Origin of the sequence: Arcobacter siniprincipis (SeqCode) (assembly GCF_048571125.1) — a bacterium.
Lineage (GTDB): Bacteria > Campylobacterota > Campylobacteria > Campylobacterales > Arcobacteraceae > Arcobacter > Arcobacter siniprincipis.
In genome coordinates this window covers 2,396,846-2,419,589 of record NZ_CP182343.1, presented here as the reverse complement: position 1 = coordinate 2,419,589, position 22,744 = coordinate 2,396,846, and the positions used below count along the sequence as shown (strand labels likewise).

26 protein-coding genes are annotated in these 22,744 nt (G+C 28.5%); 18 read left to right on the top strand and 8 right to left on the bottom strand.

All coding sequences use genetic code 11. The features are described from left to right. Positions 1-8: 8 nt before the first annotated feature. From ACNI3D_RS12295 to ACNI3D_RS12285, 3 genes are read left to right on the top strand one after another with little or no spacing between them, the layout of a single operon-like run. Positions 9-1,445, top strand: coding sequence for a sensor domain-containing diguanylate cyclase (locus ACNI3D_RS12295; protein WP_419767201.1), 1,437 nt, complete (start codon positions 9-11; stop codon positions 1,443-1,445). A gap of 8 nt (positions 1,446-1,453) precedes the next feature. Next, entirely contained in the window at positions 1,454-1,768 is a 315-nt protein-coding gene (locus ACNI3D_RS12290; RefSeq protein ID WP_375724391.1) for an MTH1187 family thiamine-binding protein, read from the top strand. Beyond that, a complete protein-coding gene (locus ACNI3D_RS12285; RefSeq protein WP_375724390.1) occupies positions 1,765-2,010 on the top strand; it encodes a hypothetical protein in 246 nt (81 codons plus the stop codon). Before ACNI3D_RS12290 ends, ACNI3D_RS12285 begins: the two co-directional genes overlap by 4 nt. Here the strand turns inward: ACNI3D_RS12285 and ACNI3D_RS12280 are convergent. Together ACNI3D_RS12280 and rnhB are read right to left on the bottom strand one after the other, a co-directional pair. Beyond that, entirely contained in the window at positions 2,007-2,759 is a 753-nt protein-coding gene (locus ACNI3D_RS12280; RefSeq protein ID WP_375724389.1) for a 2OG-Fe(II) oxygenase, read from the bottom strand. The genes ACNI3D_RS12285 and ACNI3D_RS12280 overlap by 4 nt on opposite strands. Positions 2,760-2,798: 39 nt before the next feature. Then, positions 2,799-3,335 carry a ribonuclease HII gene (gene rnhB, locus ACNI3D_RS12275; RefSeq protein ID WP_419767200.1) on the bottom strand — a complete coding sequence of 179 codons (537 nt, stop codon included), beginning with the start codon at positions 3,333-3,335 and terminating at the stop codon, positions 2,799-2,801. 125 nt (positions 3,336-3,460) lie between these two features. Here rnhB and ACNI3D_RS12270 point away from each other — a divergent pair, with 125 nt between their 5' ends. From ACNI3D_RS12270 to ACNI3D_RS12235, 8 genes are all read left to right on the top strand, one after another. Next, positions 3,461-6,034: an ATP-dependent Clp protease ATP-binding subunit gene (locus ACNI3D_RS12270; protein ID WP_419767199.1), complete on the top strand. Its 2,574-nt coding sequence runs from the start codon at positions 3,461-3,463 to the stop codon at positions 6,032-6,034. 94 nt (positions 6,035-6,128) lie between these two features. Further along, the gene (rpmH, locus tag ACNI3D_RS12265; RefSeq protein WP_013136169.1) at positions 6,129-6,263 is read left to right on the top strand and encodes a 50S ribosomal protein L34; all 135 of its coding nucleotides are present in this window, start codon (positions 6,129-6,131) and stop codon (positions 6,261-6,263) included. Continuing rightward, positions 6,251-6,586, top strand: coding sequence for a ribonuclease P protein component (gene rnpA / locus ACNI3D_RS12260; RefSeq protein WP_129101598.1), 336 nt, complete (start codon positions 6,251-6,253; stop codon positions 6,584-6,586). The genes rpmH and rnpA overlap by 13 nt, the downstream gene beginning before the upstream one ends. Next, a complete protein-coding gene (gene yidD, locus ACNI3D_RS12255) occupies positions 6,583-6,915 on the top strand; it encodes a membrane protein insertion efficiency factor YidD (RefSeq protein ID WP_419767198.1) in 333 nt (110 codons plus the stop codon). Before rnpA ends, yidD begins: the two co-directional genes overlap by 4 nt. Beyond that, positions 6,908-8,554: a membrane protein insertase YidC gene (gene yidC, locus ACNI3D_RS12250; RefSeq protein ID WP_129101588.1), complete on the top strand. Its 1,647-nt coding sequence runs from the start codon at positions 6,908-6,910 to the stop codon at positions 8,552-8,554. Before yidD ends, yidC begins: the two co-directional genes overlap by 8 nt. Positions 8,555-8,563: 9 nt before the next feature. Continuing rightward, on the top strand, positions 8,564-9,424 hold the full coding sequence (locus tag ACNI3D_RS12245) for a Jag N-terminal domain-containing protein (protein WP_419767197.1): 861 nt from the start codon (positions 8,564-8,566) through the stop codon (positions 9,422-9,424). A 3-nt stretch (positions 9,425-9,427) separates the two neighbouring features. After that, positions 9,428-10,771, top strand: coding sequence for a tRNA uridine-5-carboxymethylaminomethyl(34) synthesis GTPase MnmE (gene mnmE / locus ACNI3D_RS12240; protein WP_419767196.1), 1,344 nt, complete (start codon positions 9,428-9,430; stop codon positions 10,769-10,771). A gap of 157 nt (positions 10,772-10,928) precedes the next feature. Then, positions 10,929-12,167 (top strand): BaiN/RdsA family NAD(P)/FAD-dependent oxidoreductase, encoded by a 1,239-nt coding sequence (locus ACNI3D_RS12235; protein ID WP_419767195.1) that lies wholly within the window; start codon positions 10,929-10,931, stop codon positions 12,165-12,167. A 4-nt stretch (positions 12,168-12,171) separates the two neighbouring features. On the opposite strand, the gene ACNI3D_RS12230 is transcribed toward ACNI3D_RS12235, so the two are convergent. Beyond that, entirely contained in the window at positions 12,172-12,648 is a 477-nt protein-coding gene (locus tag ACNI3D_RS12230; protein ID WP_419767194.1) for a SixA phosphatase family protein, read from the bottom strand. Positions 12,649-12,787: 139 nt separating this feature from the next. Between ACNI3D_RS12230 and htpX the strand changes: the two genes are divergently transcribed. Continuing rightward, a complete protein-coding gene (gene htpX, locus ACNI3D_RS12225; protein WP_419767193.1) occupies positions 12,788-13,642 on the top strand; it encodes a zinc metalloprotease HtpX in 855 nt (284 codons plus the stop codon). Between the two features lie 2 nt (positions 13,643-13,644). Here htpX and ACNI3D_RS12220 read toward each other — a convergent pair whose 3' ends face one another. The 5 genes from ACNI3D_RS12220 to ACNI3D_RS12200 form a co-directional block, all read right to left on the bottom strand. Continuing rightward, entirely contained in the window at positions 13,645-14,235 is a 591-nt protein-coding gene (locus ACNI3D_RS12220; protein WP_129101581.1) for a DUF134 domain-containing protein, read from the bottom strand. A 415-nt stretch (positions 14,236-14,650) separates the two neighbouring features. Continuing rightward, positions 14,651-15,724 carry a chorismate synthase gene (gene aroC, locus ACNI3D_RS12215; RefSeq protein WP_419767192.1) on the bottom strand — a complete coding sequence of 358 codons (1,074 nt, stop codon included), beginning with the start codon at positions 15,722-15,724 and terminating at the stop codon, positions 14,651-14,653. Between the two features lie 7 nt (positions 15,725-15,731). Next, the gene (rnc, locus tag ACNI3D_RS12210) at positions 15,732-16,403 is read right to left on the bottom strand and encodes a ribonuclease III (protein WP_129101575.1); all 672 of its coding nucleotides are present in this window, start codon (positions 16,401-16,403) and stop codon (positions 15,732-15,734) included. Continuing rightward, positions 16,396-16,842: a ribonuclease HI gene (rnhA, locus tag ACNI3D_RS12205; protein WP_129101574.1), complete on the bottom strand. Its 447-nt coding sequence runs from the start codon at positions 16,840-16,842 to the stop codon at positions 16,396-16,398. Before rnhA ends, rnc begins: the two co-directional genes overlap by 8 nt. After that, positions 16,817-17,863, bottom strand: a complete 1,047-nt coding sequence (locus ACNI3D_RS12200; protein WP_129101573.1) for a tetratricopeptide repeat protein — start codon at positions 17,861-17,863, stop codon at positions 16,817-16,819. The genes rnhA and ACNI3D_RS12200 overlap by 26 nt, the downstream gene beginning before the upstream one ends. 101 nt (positions 17,864-17,964) lie before the next feature. Here ACNI3D_RS12200 and dnaG point away from each other — a divergent pair, with 101 nt between their 5' ends. From dnaG to proB, 6 genes are all read left to right on the top strand, one after another. After that, entirely contained in the window at positions 17,965-19,602 is a 1,638-nt protein-coding gene (dnaG, locus tag ACNI3D_RS12195) for a DNA primase (RefSeq protein ID WP_129101572.1), read from the top strand. Positions 19,603-19,659: 57 nt separating this feature from the next. Further along, complete coding sequence (locus ACNI3D_RS12190) at positions 19,660-20,049, top strand: RidA family protein (protein WP_309109224.1); 390 nt, start codon at positions 19,660-19,662, stop codon at positions 20,047-20,049. Between the two features lie 99 nt (positions 20,050-20,148). Then, a complete protein-coding gene (gene rplU / locus ACNI3D_RS12185; RefSeq protein WP_013136153.1) occupies positions 20,149-20,466 on the top strand; it encodes a 50S ribosomal protein L21 in 318 nt (105 codons plus the stop codon). Positions 20,467-20,477: 11 nt separating this feature from the next. After that, positions 20,478-20,732, top strand: a complete 255-nt coding sequence (gene rpmA, locus ACNI3D_RS12180) for a 50S ribosomal protein L27 (RefSeq protein ID WP_129101570.1) — start codon at positions 20,478-20,480, stop codon at positions 20,730-20,732. Positions 20,733-20,869: 137 nt separating this feature from the next. Then, positions 20,870-21,961, top strand: coding sequence for a GTPase ObgE (gene obgE / locus ACNI3D_RS12175; RefSeq protein ID WP_129101569.1), 1,092 nt, complete (start codon positions 20,870-20,872; stop codon positions 21,959-21,961). Next, entirely contained in the window at positions 21,962-22,732 is a 771-nt protein-coding gene (gene proB, locus ACNI3D_RS12170) for a glutamate 5-kinase (protein ID WP_129101568.1), read from the top strand. It begins immediately after the preceding gene. Positions 22,733-22,744 lie beyond the last annotated feature (12 nt).

Genomic DNA, 22,744 nt, shown 5'->3' with positions numbered 1-22,744 from the left:
GAAAAGAAATGAATATTAAAAATTATGTAGTAATTACAGTGACATTTCTGTTGCTTACTTTTACTATTGGTTCTTCTGTAATGAACTATGAAAAAGCATTAAAAGAAATGGAAATAAATCTTAAAGAAAGATCACTTCCTTTGTCTATTGATAATATTTACTCAGAAGTGCAAAAAAATATTATAGAGCCTACCTTAGTATCTTCAATGATGGCAAATGACACTTTTTTAAAAGATTGGATTCTTCATGAAGAAAATCAAACTGAAAAAATAAGTAGATATTTGGAGAGTATAAAAAATAAATACAATATGTTTAGTACTTTTTTGGTTTCTAATCAAACGGGTAATTATTATACTTCTAAAGGCCTAATAGATAAAGTTAAAAAATCCAATCCTGAAAATGCTTGGTATTTTAAATTTAAAGAAACCCCAGAAAATCATGAGATAAATTTAGACTTTAATAAAAAACTAGCTGATTCTTTAATCATGTTTATAAATTATAAAATTTTTGATGATAAGTTCCATTATTTAGGGGCTACAGGAATAGGAATAAAGATTTCATATATAAATGAAATGTTAAAACACTTTAGGCTCAAATATAATTTTAATGTATTCTTTACAGATAAAAATGGTGAAGTTGTTTTAAGTGAAAATGAATTTAATAATCCTGATAAACTAATAACAATAAAAGAATTAGATTTGGCAAATAAAGATTTAGAATTTGAAAGCCCACAGCTTTTTGAATATAAAAAAAATGACAAAACATATATCTTAAATGGTAAATTTGTAAAAGAGTTAAATCTATATTTATTTGTTGAAGCCAAGCTTGATACCTTTACCGGAGAAGTTAGGAAGACTTTTATTTTAAATCTTATTATTTCTTTATTTGTAACTATTCTTATCATAATTATAATTTTGTATACAATAAAGATATATAATAAAAAATTGGAAAGTTTAGCTGCTTATGATAGCTTAACAAACTTACATAATAGAAGAACCTTCAATGATTATTTTGAGAAGTCTTTAAAACAATTTAAAAGGGATAAAATACCTAAATCAATCATATTCTTAGACTTAGATGATTTTAAACTTGTAAATGATAACTATGGGCATTTAGTTGGAGATGATGTTTTAAAAAGAATTGCTGCTATTTTAAAATTACAAATTAGAGATAGTGATAGCATATCAAGGTGGGGTGGAGAAGAGTTCTTGATTCTTTTAAATAATTCAAATTTGGAACAAACTTTTGACATAGCCCAAAAGTTAAAGAATTGTTTTGAGAATGATATAGAATTAAATAATCTAGTAAAAGAGGGGATTACAGCAAGTTTTGGTGTAAGTACTTTTAAAGAGGATGATACAATAGAAAAAATCATCTCAAGGGCAGATGAAACCTTATATAAAGTAAAGAATAGTGGTAAAAATAGAGTAGAAAAAGAAGTTTAGGAGTTTAGATGAGTGTATTATTAGAAATGGCGATGTTTCCAACTGATTATGGTGAAAGCAAGAGTGCACATGTGGCTAAGGTGATTGATACTATTAGAAAAAGTGGTTATTCTTATCAACTGACTTCTATGTGTACTATTATTGAAACAGAAGAGATAGGGCAAGCTTTGAAGCTTATAGAGGATTGTTATAAGGTTTTAGAATCACTTGATTGTAATAGAGTTTATGCTACATTAACCTTTGACATTAGAAAAGGTCATGATAATAGATTAAAAACAAAAGTTGAATCTATAGAAAAACAAATAGGAGAAGTATCAAAATGAAATATTTAATTGCATTAACATTATTAGTGAGTTCACTATTTTCTGCACAAAATTTGCAAGAGTGTGTTCAATCACCAGTTTCAAAAACATCAGTTATATTTACTTGTATACATGGGGAATATTATATTGAATATGAATCAACTTCAAAGAGAGATGTAAAAGGCTTAAGAGTTCTTTACACAGAATCTGATAAGTATAAGTTTTTAAAGAATCTGAAAAAACTTCCTAAAGATCTTAATTAGTGCACAATGGCATTATGCCATTGTACAACAGAGACTCTCATTCCATCTTTTATTTTTTTCACGCTATGAGAAAAGTATGGGTTACTTAAAAAGGCAACAAAATCTCCCTCTTTAGGTTTGATTGATATTTTTCTAAATTTATCATCATATAAAAAATCAAAAACCAATTCACCACCACTAAATTCAAACTCATCTTTTGGCTCTTTTACTTGTGTTGTTATAAATAAAACAGTTGTAATAATTCTAGCAGGAGCTACTGGCTTATATTCAATAATATTTTTATTTAAATCAACTATTTCACTACAGTTATCAGAGTGTCTTTTATAAAAACAGCCATTTTTATAAATAAGTATTTGAGGATCAATTGATTGCATAAGCGAGACATTAAAAAATTCTTCTATTTTACTTTTTTGTGATTCAAAAAATATATTGTATTCTTTTAGAAAAGTATCATTTGGAATGATATTGTAAGTATTTCTTATTTCTGTATTTTTTTTAGGAAGTACAACTCCATCATCAGTACTAATGATTCCTATTTTTTTAGATTCATCTTCATGATTTTTAATAAAGCTTTTCATATCTGAAAAATCAAAATTGATATTTTCATATATAAAAGGAGCTTCATGATAAGGATTTGGAAGTATTTTCATACTCTCCGGAACTATAGTATCAAGCCATTGTTTTGGTGAAAAAATATTATTACCAAATTGTGTTAGTTCAAGTTGTTTTATATCAAAAGGTGCAGTCATATAACCTACTAAATTTTTTATGGAATTATAGCACTTTTTTTAATAATCAATACCTTTAGTTTTAAAACTATATCTGTGCTCTTCACTTCTTCCAAACTCTTTTATCATATCTATATGAACTTTTGTTCCATAACCTTTATGTTTTTCAAACATATAGTTTGGGTATTTATTTGAAATTTTTACCATATATCTATCTCGGCTAACCTTTGCTAGTATTGAAGCTGCACTAACTTGCTCATAATTTGCATCTGCTTTTATTTCATGTTTTAGACCTTCTATTCCAAAAGAAGTATTTCCATCCATTAGATATTCATTTGCTTCAACATTTTGCATAATCTCTTCTATAGAGTTTTTTAAACACAAAGATAATCCAAGCTTATCTAAAGTCTTTGCATCAGTAAATACTATATGATAAAAAGAGTTAGCTATTATTTCATCAAAAAGTTTTTCTCTTTTTTTTTCACTTAGTTTTTTAGAATCATTTAATCCTTCTATTGAATTTTTTAAAACAACTCCAGCTACAACCATTGGCCCAGCTAATGGTCCTCTTCCAGCTTCATCTATACCACATAACATCTATTTCCTTTTTGTTTTGCTAATTATATTGTAAAAATTATGAAAGAAAACAAAAATATAACTTGACAAAAGTCCACTCAAGGTGCTATAATTTTTTTAGCAGTTAAATTAAAGGAGTGCTAATTATGAATAAAATTTTTGAAAAACTAACAAACCAAATGAATGAAAGCATAGATTCGTCTGTTGCTTTAGCATTACATAATAAAAACCAAGAAGTAGAAGTTATACATATGCTTTGGGCATTATTAACAAATACCAACTCAGTACTAAACCAATTATTAAATAAAATGAATATAGACAAAACAGCCTTAGTACTAGAAGCAAAATCTCATACATCATCTTTGCCAACTGTATCAACAGTTACAAAAGAGAATATAAAACTAAGTAGGGGCTTTATAGATTCTTTGCAAAAAGCAGAAGGTCAGATGGCAACACTTGGCGATAAATTTATAGCTATTGACTCATGGTTAATAGCAAACTTTGATAATAAAGTATTTAAAGATGTATTAGGCAAATATATAGATTTACGAGAAGCAAAAAAAGAGCTAGAAGCCATAAGAGGTGGAAGTGTTATTGACTCAGCTTCAGGAGATGAGAACTTAGAAGCTTTAGGAAAATATGGAATTGACCTAAACCAACAAGCAATTGAGGGAAAACTAGACCCAGTAATTGGAAGAGATGAACAAATTCAAAGAATGATGCAAATTCTTATAAGAAAAACAAAAAACAACCCTATACTTTTAGGAGAACCAGGAACTGGTAAAACAGCTATTGCTGAAGGACTAGCCCAAAGAATAGTGGCAAAGGATGTTCCACTATCTTTACAAAATAAAAGAGTGGTAACACTTGATATGAGTGCTTTAATTGCAGGTGCAAAATATAGAGGTGAATTTGAAGATAGATTAAAATCTGTAATTGATGAAGTTAAAAAAGCTGGAAATGTAATTTTATTTATTGATGAAATTCATACAATAATTGGAGCAGGGGCAAGTGAAGGAAGTATGGATGCTGCAAATATCTTAAAACCAGCTCTTGCAAGGGGTGAATTACATACAATAGGAGCAACAACACTTAAAGAGTATAGAAAGTATTTTGAAAAAGATACAGCTATGCAAAGAAGATTTCAACCAATATCTGTAGATGAACCAAGTGTAAATGAAGCTTTACAAATATTAAGAGGTATAAAAGAGAAACTTGAGACTTTCCATAGTGTTACTATCAATGATAGTGCCCTAGTAGCAGCTGCCAAATTAAGTGATAGATATATTTCTGATAGATTTCTACCAGATAAAGCTATTGACCTAATAGATGAAGCAGCAGCAGAGCTTAAAATGCAAATAGAGAGTGAACCAATTGTTTTATCAACTGTAAAAAGAGCAATTCAAACTTTGATGGTGGAAAAAGAAGCTTTAAAGATGGAAAAATCTAAAAAAAATAGTGAAAGAATTGAAGCTATAGAAAAAGAATTAGCCGATTTAAATGAAGAACAAAGAGCTTTGGAAACTAGATTTTTAAATGAAAAAGAGACATTTAATAAAGCATCTACTTTAAAAGTAAAAATTGATGAACTTAAAACAAAAGCACTAGCTGCTAAAAGAGAATCAAGATTTGAAGAAGCCGCATCTATAGAATATGGGGAAATACCAGAATTAGAAAAACAAGTAAAAGAAAATGAAGAAAAATGGGACAAAATGCAAGAAGCAGGAACATTATTAAGAAATAGTGTTGATGAAGATGCAATTGCAAGTATTGTTTCAAGATGGACTGGAATTCCTGTAAATAAGATGTTAAGTAGTGATAAACAAAAAATCTTAGAAATAGAAAGTGTTTTAAAAAATGATGTAAAAGGGCAAGATGAAGCACTAAAAGCAATAAGTCGAGCAATCAAAAGAAACAAAGCAGGGCTAAGTGATGATAGTAAACCAATAGGCTCTTTTATGTTCTTAGGACCAACAGGTGTTGGTAAAACAGAGAGTGCAAAAAGTTTAGCGAAGTTTTTATTTGATGATGAAAAATCACTTATAAGATTTGATATGAGTGAATATATGGAAAAACATGCAGTATCAAGATTAATTGGTGCTGCTCCTGGATATGTGGGTTATGAAGAAGGAGGGCAGTTAACTGAAGCTGTTAGAAGAAAACCTTATAGTGTGATTTTATTTGATGAAATTGAAAAAGCACATCCTGATGTATTTAATATCTTACTTCAAGTTCTTGATGATGGAAGATTGACAGATAATAAAGGTGTTACTATTGATTTTAAAAATACAATTATCATATTAACTTCAAATATTGGAAGTAGCAAGATTATAGAAATAGCTGATAAAGATAAAAGAAGAGAAGAAGTATTTTTAGAAATTAAAAACTATTTTAGACCAGAATTTTTAAATAGATTAGATGATATAATTATTTTTGAACAATTAGGATTAGACTCAATTACAAATATTGTTTCAATATTATTTGAAGATATTAAGAAAAAAGTTGAAGATAAAGATATCCAAATTGAGTTGACTCAAAGTGCAAAAGAGTTTATTGCAAAAGTTGGATTTGACCCAGTATATGGTGCTAGACCACTAAAAAGAGCAATCTATGAAATAGTAGAAGATAAGCTTGCTGATTTGATTTTAGAAGACAAAATTGGTGCAGGAAGTAAGGTTGTTTTTGATGTGCAAAATGATGAGGTAATTGCAAAAATATAGTTTTCAGAAAGTTTTAACTTAGCTTAATATAAAGAAATTTTAAGTTAACTTTAACTATAATCCGCAACTTGAATTTTAAAAAGGGAATGACACTATGAAAAGAACATACCAACCGCATAACACGCCAAAAAAGAGAACTCACGGTTTTAGAGTAAGAATGTCTACAAAAAATGGTAGAAAAGTTATTGCAAGAAGAAGAGCAAAAGGTAGAAAAAGATTAGCTGTTTAAGCAAAGAATACAGACTAAATAGCTCAAGAGATTTTAGACAAATCTATCAAAGCGGCAAAAAATGGCACACGCCATCTTTTGTCGCTTTTTTTAGGTCTAGTGAAAAGTTAGAAATAGGTTTTGTTACTTCTAAAAAAGTAGGAAATGCTGTTTTTAGAAATAAAGCAAGAAGAAGATTACGAGCTATAGTTTTAGAAAATGAAAATAAAATTATTACTGGTAAATATGTTTTTGTAGCAAAAGATGAATTATTTAATAAATCACATACTGAGTTACAAAAAGATTTTAATTTTGCATTTAAACGACTAAATTTATACAAATGAACTTTATATTTAAATATCTAATTAAGTTTTATCAAAAATTTATTTCTCGTTATACCTCTCCAAGTTGTAGATTTTATCCAACTTGTTCCGAATATGGAGTATGGCAAATGGAAAATAACTCTTTTTTTAAGGCTATTTATTTTACAATAACACGGATATTAAAATGTAACCAACTTTTTAGAGGTGGAATTGATTATCCAATAGTCAATAAAATCCCGAATAAAAGTATCATACATAAAAAAATCAAAGTAATATATTGGTTTGTACCAACTGAAGATAATAAATACTTTGTAGTAAAGAATTGGGAGAGAAATAAGAATAATGAATAATTTAAATAATAATCAGGGTATGCAAAAGCGAATGTTAATCATGACATTAATTGTTTTTGTATTTTTTGTTGCTTATGAGTTTTTGGTTTTAAAGCCTCAAAAAGAGGCACAAGCTGCTAAAATAGCACAAGAGAAAGTAGTAAACGCAAATAATGCTCCACAAGTGGCACAAGACAGCACAAATCCTGCATCTGCTCCAGTTTCCAACATGTCAACACCTTCAAATGTTGCTGATGCTATATCATCAAAAACAATTGCAACAAATGATATAGTTTCAACTATTACTACTGATAAAAATATCATTCAAATTGATAAATTAGGTAGAATCGCTCAAGTTACTCTTTTAGAGAGACAATATATAAATGAAGATAATTCTCATATAAAACTTTTTGAACCAAATCAATTAAGACCTTTAGAAGTAAGATTTGCAGATAAAAATATTAATAATGAAGCTTTTAATGTAGAAGTTACTGTTAACTCACCAGTTATTGATGCTACAAAACAAACACAAAAACTTATTATTACTCAAACATTAAAAGAGACAGTTTTAACTAAAATATTAACTATTTACACTGATGGTCATTATGATTTAGATGTAAAAGCTACTAATAACAAACAATTTTTTATTACTCCAGGTTATAGACCAAATGTATTAGCTGATATGTATGCTGATCATGGTGCAATTGTAAAGTTAGCTGACAATACTTTAGATGTAACAGTTGATGGTAAAAATGATAAAACTAAAACTTATCAAGCAGTTAAATTTCTAAGTTTCTTTGATAGATATTATACTACTGTTGTATATAATTTCAAAAAAACAATGCAAGTTTCTCTTATGCCAGACAAAGATTCAAATCCACAAGGTTTTGTTCACTCTGAAAATGCTTCTGTTGATTTTAGTGGATATATCGGACCAAAAGAGCATAAAGCACTTAAAGCTTTAAATCCTCAATTAACAGGTGTTATTGAATATGGTTGGTTTACATTTATCGCAAACCCTATGTTTTTATTTTTACAATTTCTTCAAAGTTATGTGGGTAACTGGGGTTGGACAATTGTATTTGCTACAATTATAATCAAACTTATTCTTTTCCCTTTATCATACAAAGGTATGATGTCAATGCAGAAGCTAAAAGATTTAGCTCCAAAGATTAAAGAACTTCAAGAGAAATATAAGGGTGATAAGCAAAAACAATCAGCTCATATGATGGAATTATATAAAAAACATGGTGCAAATCCAATGGGTGGATGTTTACCTTTGATTCTACAAATTCCAGTGTTTTTTGCTCTTTATAGAGTTATTTTAAATGCAATTGAGTTAAAAGGTTCTCCATGGATTCTTTGGATTCACGATTTAGCTTTAATGGATCCATATTATGTGTTACCAATTTTAATGGGTATTTCAATGTTTATACAACAAAAACTTACTCCAAATACAATGCAAGATGAGACACAAAAGAAAATTTTCCAATTTTTACCAGTAGTATTTACATTCTTCTTCTTGTGGTTCCCAGCAGGGTTAACACTTTATTGGTTTATAAATAACTTATTTACAATTTGTCAACAATTCTTTATTAATAAAATGTTTGAAAAAAAGAAGTTAGTTGAAATAGAAGAGAAAAAAGCATCTAAAAAATAGGAAATAAATATGAAAAAATTTGAAGCAAAAACATTAGAAGAAGTATATGAAATAGCATCAAATGAATTTAATTGTTCCATAATAGATTTAGAAATAGTAATAACCCAACAGCCAAGTAAAGGTTTTCTTGGCATTGGGAAAAAAACTGCAATTATAACAGCTCAGTTAAAAAGAAAACAAAAAAAAGACAATAGAAAATATAAAGAAACAAAATATAGAAAAAATAATATAAATATTGAAGATTTATCAGAAAAAATTGCTAATAGCAATACAAATGAAATAAAAACAGAAAGAATCCCAACTTCTAAAGTTCCTAATGTAGAAGGTAAAGAACAGATATTTAATAACTTTTATACAGAAGTTAATCAAAAAGATGAGATATCTAAAATAGTTATAAAAAAAGATAAAGAAGAAATTATCTTAGAAGTTAAAAAAGATGTGAATACTTTATTTCAAAATACTTGTTATGAAATAGATGAAATTGAAGTTGATTTTTATGATGAAGAAACTTTATACATCGAATTTAATGGAAAAGATTCAGCTTTATTAATAGGTAAAGAAGGTTATAGATATAAAGCCTTATCTTATATTTTATTTAATTGGATAAATGAAAAATATGGTTTAATGTTAAGACTTGAAGTTGCAGAATTTTTGAAGAATCAAGAAGAAGCAATTTATAATTATCTATCTCCCGTTATTGAAACTATAAAAGAAACTGGTACATATAAAACTAAACCATTAGATGGTATTTTAGTACATATTGCTCTTAAAAGATTAAGAGAAGAGTTCCCTAATAAATATGTTGCGGTTAAAACAAATGTAAGAGGTGACAAATATGTATTAGTAAATGAGTATAGAAGTAATCAATAAATAATGGACTCATTTGATACAATTGCAGCAATTGCAACAGCCAATGGAATTGGCTCAATCTCAATTATAAGATTAAGTGGTAAAGATGCGTTGCCACTTGCCTTAACTCTTTCAAAAAGAACTAATTTAAATCCAAGATTAGCAACCCTATCTAGTATATACAATAGTGAAGATGAAATTATAGATGAAGCACTTTTAATTTATTTTAAAAATCCAAACTCTTTTACAGGTGAAGATATTGTCGAGTTTCAATGTCATGGTGGAATCGCTATTTCAAACATAATTTTAAATGAACTTATAAAATTAGGTGCAAGATTAGCAAATCCAGGTGAATTTTCAAAAAGAGCTTTTTTAAATAATAAAATTGACCTTTCAAAAGCAGAAGCAATAGCAAAACTTATAGAAGCTAGAAGTGAAGATGCTGTTAAATTATTAGCACGACAACTAAAAGGTGAACTAACTAATTTCGTAAATGATATTAGAGAAGATCTACTTTTTATGTTAGCTTACACTGAAGTTAGTATTGATTATGCTGAAGATGATTTGCCAGCTGATATTTTTGAGCAAATAGAAAAGAAAATAGAAAAAATAGTAGTTAAATTATCTGAAACGTTAGAATCAAGTAAAAGAAGAGAAGGTCTAATCGAAGGTTTCAAAGTAGCAATTATAGGAAAACCAAATGTTGGGAAATCTTCACTTTTAAATAAACTTTTAAATTTTGATAGGGCGATTATTAGTGATATTGCAGGAACCACAAGAGATACTATAGAAGAGTCTGTTAAAATTGGTACGCATATTATAAAAATAGTTGATACAGCAGGTATTAGAGAAGCTAGTGATACTATTGAGAGAATTGGAATAGAAAAGTCTTTAAGTGCTGTAAATGAAGCTGATATTATTATCTCACTATTTGATAATTCAAAAGTCTGTGATAATGAAGATAAAAAGATTTTAAATATTTTAGATGAGATAGAAAATAAAGAAAAAATAGTAGTATTAAATAAAATTGACTTAGAATCAAAATTTGATAAAACACAATTAAAAAATGAATACATAGAATTAAGTACAAAAAACAGTATTAGTATATTAGTAAAAAAAATAGAAACAATTTTAGATAACAATTCCCATGATGATAATATGACTTTGATCTCAAAAAGACAAGTAGATGCAGTAGAGCAAACTTTATACCATGTACAAGAAGCAAAAACTCCATTAATGACTGGTGAATTAGAATTTTTTGCTCACAATATACATGAAGCTATAGAGAATATTTCATTAATAACAAGACCATATGAGAATGACCAGATGTTGGATGTGATGTTTGGAGCTTTCTGCTTAGGTAAGTGAGGCATAGCTTTTTGCACACTTCTGCGTTAGAGTAATTTTTTTACTCAATCACGTACTAGTTGTACGCTCAATCGTAAAAAAATTACTCTGCCTTGAATTGCACTAAAAATCTATACCTCTATGGCTATTTTTGTGTAAAAGAAATGATAGGAAATAAATGAAAACTTATGATTTGATAGTAATAGGTTCTGGTGCTGCTGGGATGATTGCTGGTATAAAAGCTGCTAGAACTGGTAAGAGCGTGTTATTACTTGAACAGCAAGAAAAGCTAGGGCCTAAACTAAAAGCTACGGGTGGTGGTCGTTGTAATCTTACAAATACTCTTGATAATATTGATTTTATGAACTCTTTTGGTCGTAATGGTCGTTTTATGGTGGAGGCTATTAATTCCTTTGATTATAAAGATTTGATGAATTTTTTTAAAGAGATTGGGGTTGAGACTCATATTCCCGATGGTTTTAGGGTTTTCCCTATCACTCATAGTTCTTCAACTATTATAAAAGCTTTGGAAGATGAACTCATTCGTGTAGGTGTGGAAGTTAAGTGTAATACAAAGGCTGAGACTTTATTATATGAAGATGAAACTATTGTTGGTGTTGAGACTTTAGTTGAGAAGTTTTTAAGTCCTAATGTTGTTGTTGCAACTGGGGGATTGGGTTATCCAATGCTTGGAGCAAATGGTGATGGTTTTACTTTTGCAAAAAAGTTAGGTCACAAGGTTACTGATTTATATCCAGCAATGTTACCACTTATTTCAAAAGAGAAATGGGTAGCCTCTTGTAAGGCTGATACTATTGCAAAAGCTGAACTTCGAATTGATTTACCAAAGGCAAAAAAACTAAAAGCTGTAGGTGATTTGATTTTTACTTCTAAAGGAATTAGAGGTCCAGTTGTTTTAGACTTTTCTAGGGAGATTACTCCTTATTTGGAAAAATATGGAGAAGTTCCTATTTTAATAAATATGATTAGAGGAAAAAATGAAGAAGAGGTTAGGGCACATATAAATAATGAGATTAAAGCTAATGTTGATTCAACTATTTTAGAAAATATTTCTTCACTAGTTCCCCTGTCTGTTGCAAATGAATTTTGTATTTTGTGTGATGTGGATACAAGTAAAAAGTTTAAAGATATAAATGGACAAAATAGAGACAAACTTATAAAATATCTTGTTGCTACTCCTTTGACTATAATAGATCATGTGGGATTTAAACAAGCTATGATAACACGAGGTGGAGTAAGTTTAAAAGAGATAAATCCAAAAACTATGCAAAGTAAGATTATAAAAGGTCTTTATTTTTGTGGTGAAGTTGTAGATTTAGATGGACCTTGTGGAGGGTATAACCTCCAGTGGTCTTTTTCAAGTGGAAACTTAGCTGGTCAGCTTTTAGAGTTTTGATTTATTAAGGTTTTTCTATCCAGATAAACCTTGCATTTTCTTTTCCTATATCTAACCAAGAATTTGTATCAAATTCTACTTTTAAAACTTCTGCTGGTTTGATTTTCTCCCTATAAACGTCTAATGTTATCCCAAGTGCAGTAAGGGCTGGGTTATGACCTACCAATAGTAAATTATCAGCTGTATCATAAGTATAAGATAACATCTCTACTAGCTCATTTACAAAGGCATTGTAAATAGTACCATTATACATTATGGCTTTATCATATTTTAGAATTTCTGAGATTATTTCTGCTGTTTGTTTTGTACGCTCAGATGGGCTAGCTGTTATTAAATCTAGCTTTACACCCAATTGTTTTAGTTTTTTGCCAATTATTTGTGCTTCTTTTTCTCCATCTTTAGATAATTTAATATCATAATCATCTTCATTTTCTAAAGGCAAATCTTTATGTGCATGTCTCATTATATATAGTGTTTTCATTTCTTTTTCCAATTTTAATAAATAGATTATTTTAAGTAAATTTACCTAGAAAGAAAATAAAATGAATAATTTATTTTTTAAATTTTTTATTTGAAAAATTGTTATAGAATACACTTAATAATTTATCAAGGAGAAAAATATGGAACAAGTAAAGACAATCTTTTTTTTGACACTGTTAACTGTATTATTTGTTTTTATTGGTTTTTCATTTGGGGGAGCAAATGGTGCCTTAATAGCATTTCTAATAGCTGCTGGAATGAATTTTTATGCATACTATTACTCTGATAAACAAGTGTTAAATCACTATAATGCAGTTCTAATTGAAGATAGAAGAAATCATATTTATAAAATAGTTGAAAATCTTGCATATAAAGCAAATCTTCCTATGCCAAAAGTGTATTTGGTAGTGGATAATGTACCAAATGCTTTTGCAACGGGTAGAAACTATGAAAACTCAGCAGTGGCTGTTACACAAGGTTTAGTTGATTTGTTAAATGATGAAGAGATAGAGGGAGTTATTGCCCATGAATTATCTCATATAAGGCATTATGATATATTAATAGGTACTATTGCTGCAGTATTTGCAGGAGCTATTGCTATGATTGCAAATTTTATGCAGTTTTCATCTATCTTTGGTGGAAATAACAATAGACAAGGAGTTCATCCCATTGTTATGCTTTTAATGGCTATTGTTTTACCAATAGCTGCATCTATTATACAAATGACAGTAAGTAGAAGTAGGGAATTTTTAGCAGATGAAGGATCTGCAAGACTTACAAATAATCCAGCTGGATTACAAAGTGCTTTATCAAAACTTGAAAGTTATGCAAAAAGAGGGCAGATGCGAGATGCCACGGAAGAGACAGCTCACATGTTTATTGTAAATCCATTTTCAACAAGAGATATAAAATTCGGCAATCTATTTAGAACTCATCCTACAACAGAGGATAGAATTGCAAGATTAGAAGAGTTGAAATTTGAATTAAAAAAGTAGTTCTATTGAAAAATACCTATCATAGAATCTACGTCAACACAGTCTTGTAAAATAGGATAAACACCTTTTGCAATAAGTGAAATTTTTAAATCATAATCAATATCTTTAATTAAAAAGTAGTTTACTCCATAGTCATGTAAAAGGTCAGGGAGTAAATTACATGCTATCTCATCTTCATTGTTATAGACTGGATTTATTATGCAATTTTGAGATTTCAGTTTATAATCTTTAATAAAATATATCCAAATATATTGTGCATTTTCATCTGCATAATCTATTTGTGTATTTGAATTAGAACAAACTGCTAAATGAAATTCATTATTTATTTCATGAACTTTAATATTACTTCCAGTAACTAATGCTAGTGAGATTTTTTTTCTAGCACTTTTAACTATCCTTGCAAAGGTTGCTCTTGATACATTCATTTTTTTTGCTGCATCTTCTTGGTACATACAAAATGAGTCCATTAAGTGTATAGCCTCTAATTCTTCGTGTAATAATACTATGTCTTCTTTTGCTTCAATATCTTTTGGACCAAAGTATTTGCATACTGGTACAAGTTCTAATTTCCGTTTTAATTTGTCTCTTGCCATTGATTACCTTAATTTATTTAACATTCTACCATAATATACTTGACATATGTTCAAAATGCTGTTATAATTCCTGTCATATGTTCATTAACGTTAGAAAGTAAAATTTATCTAAATATTTTTACAGTATTTAAAATCTTTTACTCCTTTGTTATCTATTTGAAATCTAACTTAAAACATACATTATTATTCTTGTTCCCTTCCCCCCCTTCGAGGAATAAGTTTAATAAGCGCCCCTTCATTTTGTAAAAACCATTTTAATATATTTTAATTCTTTTTTCGGTTTTTACAAAATTTTTCAATTTAAAATCAATAAAAATAAATCAAAAAAAAAGCTGGAATAAACCAGCTTTCGATCTTTCAACTTAACCAAAGTAAAAATCAAGTAAATATTACATAATCTTTGCTTTAATATCTTTTAACCATATATCTTTTTAATGTTATTTATATTGCTACTCATGTTTAAAAGTAACATATCAGCAATAACTATTGCCATCATAGACTCAGCAACAATTGAACCTCTAACAGCAACACAAGGATCATGTCTCCCTTTTAATTCACATGAAACTTCATTATTATGAATATCAATACTCTCTTGTTTGATAAACACCGATGGTGTTGCTTTAAAGTATACTTTTACATTGATATCATCACCATTTGATATTCCACCTAATATTCCACCTGAGTGATTTGTTTTAAATCCATTTTTGTCTATTTGGTCATTGTTATCATAACCTTTTACTTTACTAGCTTCTATTCCATCACCAATTTCTACAGCTTTAACTGCATTGATTCCCATCATAGCAGCTGCAATTTGAGCATCTAGTCTATAATATAGAGGTTCACCTAAACCAATTGGTGCATTTTTTACATTTACTAAAGCCACTCCACCCACACTATTATGTGAGTTTTTAGCAGCTAAAATTGCTTCTTTTTGAAACTCTTCTTTATTTTTATCTAGTGAATATATTGCAGAAGTTTTTGCATAATCAAAATCAAAACTAGAACTTTCAATTCCATCAATTGCAAAGATTCCACTTCTTATCTCAATACCAACTTCTGCAATAAGAAGTTTAGCAATAGCTCCTGCTGCTACTCTTGCAGCTGTTTCTCTTGCACTACTTCTTCCACCACCTCTATAATCTCTTAGTCCATATTTATGAAAATATGTAAAGTCTGCATGTCCTGGTCTAAAAAGGTCTTTTATATTTGTATAGTCTTTACTTTTTTGGTTTTCATTGAATATAACCATTGCAATAGGTGAACCTGTTGTTGTACCTTCAAATACTCCTGAAAGTATTTCTACTTTATCACCTTCTTTTCTTGCTGTGGCAAATTCATTTTTACCAGGTCTTCTTCTATCCATCTCTGCTTGTATAAATTTCTCATCGATTTTTATTCCTGCAGGAACTCCATCAACAATGCAACCTAGTGCATTTCCATGACTTTCTCCAAATGTTGAAAATCTAAACTTCTGCCCAAAACTATTCATTCTTTTATTAACCTTTTAATTTATCTAAAGCAATTTTAGCAACAGATTGTTGTGCTAATTTTTTACTTTTCCCTATAGCTTGTCCATAACATTGGTTATTTATCCAAATTGAGACTTCAAATTCTTTTTTATGATCAGGTCCATAAGAACCTTCAATTTTATATTCTGGAATTGAGCCAAATTCAGCTTGTGTTATCTCTTGAAGAGCTGTTTTGTAGTCACTAAATAGTACATCTAAATTTATCTTATCATATGATTTTTCTAATAAATTTAGAATTATAGGTTTTAAAACTTCTAATCCAGATTCTAAATAAATAGCACCCATTATTGATTCAAAGGCATCGGATAAAATAGAAGCTTTTGTTCTTCCTTTATTTCTCTCTTCTGCTATTGATAAATAGATATAATCACCAAGTTTTATCTCATTTGCTAATTTAGTAAAGCCAGTTTCATTTACTAAAGATGCTCTTATTTTTGATAAATCTCCCTCATTTGATTCGGGAAACTTTTTGTATAAATACTCACCAACTATTAAGTTTAAAACTGCATCACCTAAAAATTCTAGTCGTTCATTATTGTACGGTTTCTTAAAACTTTTGTGGGTAAGTGCTTCGACTATCAGATCTTTATTTTTAAACTGATAATCCAGGCACTTTTCTAAATTTGCATAATCACTCATTTTTTTCCTTTATATTTTGTGCAAAATCTTTTGCAAGTATATCACATCTTTCATTTTCTTCATGTCCTGCATGACCTTTTACCCATGAAGCTAAAATTTTGTGACTTTTTGATACTTCTACGTACTCTTTCCATAAATCATCATTTTTTACAGGTTTTTTTGTTGATGATTTCCAATCATTTTTAATCCATGAACTTAACCATTCATTTATTCCTTTTACTACATAAGTAGAATCAGAAGTAATATGTACATCACAAGGCTCTTTTAAAGCTTTTAATCCTTCAATAACACCTTTTAATTCCATTCTATTATTTGTAGTATTATCTTCACCACCACTTAGCTCTTTTTGTTTTCCATTAAACTCTAAAATTGTTCCATATCCACCCGGACCTGGATTGCCTAAAGATGAACCATCACTGTAAAGATTGATTTTTTTCACTTATTCCCTTGATTAAACTATGTTTTACTTTAAATGTTAAGGTATTGTGACAATGTGGACATCTTGTAGAATATATTGGAAGAGTTTTTTTACAAGTTGTACATAAAAAGTCAAAATTTAAATCAGCATTTATGTCAGCATTATTTCTTTTTATTAACATCAAAATTTGAAAACTAAAATCTTCACTTTTTTCTAAATTATTTAGATAACCTTTTGCATTATATAACTCTTTTAATACTTCATTACTATCAACTTTATCAAAATCTATATCATTAAAATCTAAGTACCAAAGCAAATCAATAATTTTTGTTAAATCAAACTTATCAATATTTTCCCAAAAGAATTCCTTATTGAATTGTAATAAATACTCTAAGAACATTCTTTCAATGATTTTATTTAATTTAAAAAAGCTATAAAGTTTTTCTGTTTTTTTGTCAAATGAAATAATTGGATCATTTAGTATTATTAGTGTTTCTATATAAATTCTATCTCTTACTGTATCTACATCTATTTCTTCTAATGAATTTAAAACATCAATAGCTTTGTCATACTCTTTTAGTCTTTCATTAATCAAGAGTAAATATTTTAGTGCTTCATTATTTCTTGGAGAAAATTTTAAAATCTTTAAAAATATCTCCCTTGACCTTTGTAAAAAACCACCTTTAAAGTAAGTAGATCCCAAAAGTTCAAGGAGTTCTTCTTTTTTTACTCTATCTTTTACATGCTCTAAAAGCGCTAAATAAACACTAATAGCTTTTGTATAATCACCTTTATGTAAAAAAGTAGATGCTAAAAGTAAAATAGAATCAAAAGGTAAATTATAAGTTTTATATAGGTGTACATAATCCTCTTCTTTTAGCTTTCCCAATTCAAAACGCTTAAGAAGTTTTCTGTACTCTTTTCTGGCAAGTTTTTCTTTATAAACACCAAAAGTATAAGTTAAAAATGAAATTACGAATATAAGTAATAGAAGTACTAAGATTCCAAAAAGTGGATCCCTATACTCAAATGCTGATTGCAATTATTAAACCTTGTTTTTATTTTGATATTAATATTATCATAATTGAACATATAAAAATCTAAATTGTTTAATTAAAGAGATTAAATTGTATAATCTTTTTTATGATAAACAAAGATTCTATAGAAAATTTAAAAAACAATATTGACATAGTTGATACAATCTCACAATTCTTACAATTAAAAAAATCAGGTGCTAATTTTAAAGCGTGTTGTCCTTTTCATGGAGAAAGTACTCCTTCTTTTGTCGTTAGTCCAGCTAAGCAGATATATCATTGTTTTGGGTGTGGAGCAGGTGGTGATTCCATTAAGTTTGTTATGGAGTATGAAAAACTTTCATATCCAGAAGCTATTGAAAAATTAGCTAGTATGAATAATTTTACTTTAGTTTATGATGACACAAATCAGAAAAAACAAGATACAAAAGCAATTGAAGAGATTAATAAATATTATAAGAAAAATTTTGTAACTAATGATACTGCAAAAGAGTATATAAAAAGCAGGGGGATTTACGAATCTTCAATAGAAAAGTTTGAAATAGGTTATGCTCCAAGTTCAGGTGAGACTATAAATTATTTAAAATCAAATTTTTTAAATCTTAATGATGCAAAAGAATTAGGGATTATTGATACAGGGGCAAATGGTTTATATGCAAGATTTATAGAAAGAATTACTTTTCCTATTTATTCATTAAATGGGGGCTTAGTTGGTTTTGGTGGTCGAACAATCACTGGACACAATGCAAAATATGTAAATTCGCCTCAAACTAAAATCTTCAATAAATCAAGACTTTTATATGGTTACAATCTTTCAAAAGAGAAAATCTATAAGAAAAAAGAGATAATAATCACAGAAGGTTATTTGGATGTAATAATGTTACATCAAGCAGGTTTTGACAATGCAGTTGCAACCTTGGGAACTGCACTAACAAAAGATCACTTACCCATATTAAAAAGAGGAGAACCGCGTGTAATTGTGGCCTATGATGGAGATAATGCAGGACTAAATGCTGCTTTTAAAGCTTCACTTCTAATGGCACACAATGACTTTGAAGGTGGAGTTATTATTTTTGAAAAAGGCTTTGACCCCGCAGATATGGTAAAAGATGGAAAAGTTGAAGAACTAAACAAAATATTTTCTAAACCAAAACCTTTTATACCTTTTGCCATTGATCATATTATCTCACAATTTGATTTAAGTGATCCACAAAATAAACAAAAAGCTTTGCAGGAAGTAAATGAGTTTTTAAATACTTTAAATGCAATATATCATGATGAATACTCAAGATATATTGCTCAAAAGTTAAATATCAGAGAGAATTTAATAAAAATAACTAAGAGTACAATAAATAGAAATAATAATGTACAACTATCAAAGGTAGATATAGGTGAACTTTGTATTATAAAAGCAATTTTAAATGATAAAAAAAGATTATCAAGTGTGTTAGATATAATAGATGCATCTATGTTTGATTATCATAAAAATGAGTTTGAAATATTATTAGCAAATATAGATGATGAAAGATTAAATTCAGTACTTCTAAATGAGAGATTAGAAGATTATGATGATGAAAGATTAAATGCAGAGTTATTGATTTTATTAGGAAAATTCTATACAAATAAATTAAATGAAGTTTTATATGATAAGAATTATACTTTTAATGAAAAAAGTTCTTTGATACGAAAAATAAGAGATAATATATCAATGTTAAAAAAAGGTAAATTAATAACTTATAATTTATAAATTTAATAGTGATAAAACTTTTTTTAAAGTAAAATTACAAAAAATCAAGGAAATATAATGGAAATAATTAAAACAGAAAGTGCACCAGCTGCAATAGGACCTTATTCTCAAGCAGTTAAATATAATGGATTAGTTTATACTTCTGGTCAAATTGCTCTTACTCCTGAAGGTGAGTTAGTTGAGAGAGATATAAAAAAGCAAACACATCAAGTTTTAACAAATCTGCAAAATGTATTGGCAGAAGCAAATAGTTCTTTAGAAAAAGTTTTAAAAGTTACAATTTATTTAGAAAACATGGAAGATTTTGGTATTGTAAATGTTATCTATGGTGAGTATTTTGGTGATCATAAGCCTGCACGAAGTACAGTTGCTGTAAAAACTTTACCAAAAAATGTTTTAGTTGAAATGGATACAATTGCCATTTGTGATGATGTAATAAACCTATAATGATTTTTCGCTTAAAGTTAATTTAAACTAACATTTGGTAACATTCCGTCCCGTTAAATAAGAAAGTTACTAAAGAATTGATAAGTTAGAGGAAAAGATATGTATGCAATTATAAAGTGTGGTGGTAAGCAGTATAAGGTTTCAGAAGGCGATATGATCGATATCGACTATACTGGAAAAGCTGCGAAAGAATCTTTAGAGATTACTGATGTATTAGCAGTAAACGATGGAGAATTAAAATGTGGTGATGCTATTTCTTCTGCAAAAGTAGAAGCTGTAGTGGTATTAGACGGTACTGGTGCAAATAGAGACAGAAAAGTTCTTATTTACAAAAAAAGAAGAAGAAAAGATTCTAAATTAAAAAAAGGTTTCAGAAGAAGCTTTACAAAAATTAGAATTACTAAAATAGCTGCATAAGGAGATAGACTATGGCTCATAAAAAGGGACAAGGTAGTACACAGAATAATAGAGACTCAGCTGGTAGAAGACTTGGAGTTAAAAAATATGGTGGGGAAGCTGTAAAAGCTGGAAATATCATCATCAGACAAAGAGGTACGAAAGTACATGTTGGTAACAATGTTGGTATTGGTAAAGACCACACAATTTTTGCTTTAATTGACGGAGTTGTAAAATTCGAAGTTAAAGATAAAGATAGAAAAAAAGTTTCAGTTTACGCTTCGTAAGTTAAACTTCTTTTTGTTTTAAAAGGGTGTAGTGCATTTGCCTACACCCTTTTTTTTAGTTTATAATTATTGTTAAATACAAGCAGTTGTACTTAATAATAGTTATAATTACATAATTAATATATTAAAGGTTTGTAATGTTTATAGATAGCGTAAAATTTAGTATCTCTTCAGGAAAAGGTGGACAAGGTTGTGCCGCATTTAGAAGAGAAAAATTCGTAGTAAAAGGTGGACCTGATGGTGGAGATGGAGGGAAAGGTGGAGATGTTTGCTTTACAGTAGATAATAACACTGATACTTTATCTTGGTACAAAGGTAAGCACAAATTAAAAGCTGATAATGGGAAACCAGGATTAGGTAGTAGATGTACTGGGAAAAGTGGAGAAACTTTAGTTTTAGTTGTTCCTCCTGGGACTCAAATAATTAATGATGATACAGATGAAGTTATCGCAGATTTATTAGAAGAGGGTGATAAAAAACTTTTGCTTGAAGGTGGAAAAGGTGGATTAGGTAATACTCACTTTAAAAATTCAAGAAATCAAAGACCAACATATTTTCAACCAGGACTTCCTGGTGAGACTATGAACATAAGATTAGAACTGAAATTAATAGCAGATGTTGGACTTGTAGGTTATCCAAATGTTGGAAAATCAACACTAATATCAACTACATCAAATGCAACTCCTGAAGTTGCAAATTATGAATTTACTACATTAACACCAAAACTAGGTGTTGTAGAAGTTGGTGATTTCAATTCTTTTGTTATGGCAGATATTCCTGGAATTATTGATGGTGCAAGTGAAGGTAAAGGATTAGGCTTGGAGTTTTTGAGACATATTGAGCGAACAAAAACTTTACTTTTTACTATTGATATTACTAATTATAGAAATACACTTGATCAATTCAATGTTTTAAAAGAAGAGTTAGAAAAATTTTCGAGTGATTTAAGTAAAAGAAATTTTGCAATAGCATTAACAAAAACTGATGCTTATTATGGTGAAGATTTAAGTGCTGATATAACTAAATTTATTAATGAATTAGGTTTAGAAGTTACAAAATCAAATGAATTTGGTTTTGATAAAAAATTACCTTATTATATTCAAGATACAGTTTATGAAAAATTTGATAAAAGTAAGCCTTTTTTCATTTTACCAATTTCATCTGTAACTCACCATAATATAGGTGCTTTAAAATTTGCTTTACATAATTTGATTACTCAAGGTAAATAAATGAAACGAATAGTTATTAAAGTTGGAAGTGCCGTTTTACGAGAGGGCAATGTTCTAGCAGTAGAACGACTAAATAATTTAGTTGACTTAATAGCAAAATTAAAATTAGAAAAAAAGTATGAGATTATTTTAGTCTCTTCTGGTGCAGTTGCTGCTGGAAATATAACTTTAGAATTAGATAGAACAAAGGTTTTAAATAGGCAAGCATTAGCAGCTATTGGTCAACCCTTATTGATGAAACATTACAAAAAAAGATTTAGAGAACATGGATTTACTTGTGCTCAAATGCTTCTTGTTGCTAATGATTTTGATTCTAGAAAAAGATCAAAAAATGCAAAAGGGGTAATGGAAATTTTATTAGAAAATAATATTATTCCTATTTTAAATGAAAATGATGTAATTGCAAATGAAGAACTTTTAATTGGTGACAATGACCAATTAGGTGCTCATGCTGCAATTTTCTTTGATGCTGATATATTAGTAATTCTTTCTGATATTGATGGACTATATGATTGTAATCCACATGAAAATCCAGAAGCAAAAATGAGAAAAATAGTTAGCTTTTTAAAAGAAGACGAATTGGAAATGAAACATAGTCCAAATTCGGAGTTTGCAACGGGTGGGATTGTAACAAAACTAAAAGCTGCAAACCTTTTATTAAAAAATGACAAAATGATGTATCTAACTTCGGGATTTGATTTGACAAATGCATATGATTTTTTATTGAATGAGAATCATAAAAGTGGAACACTATTTATTAAACAAAATTAGAATAATTTAGGA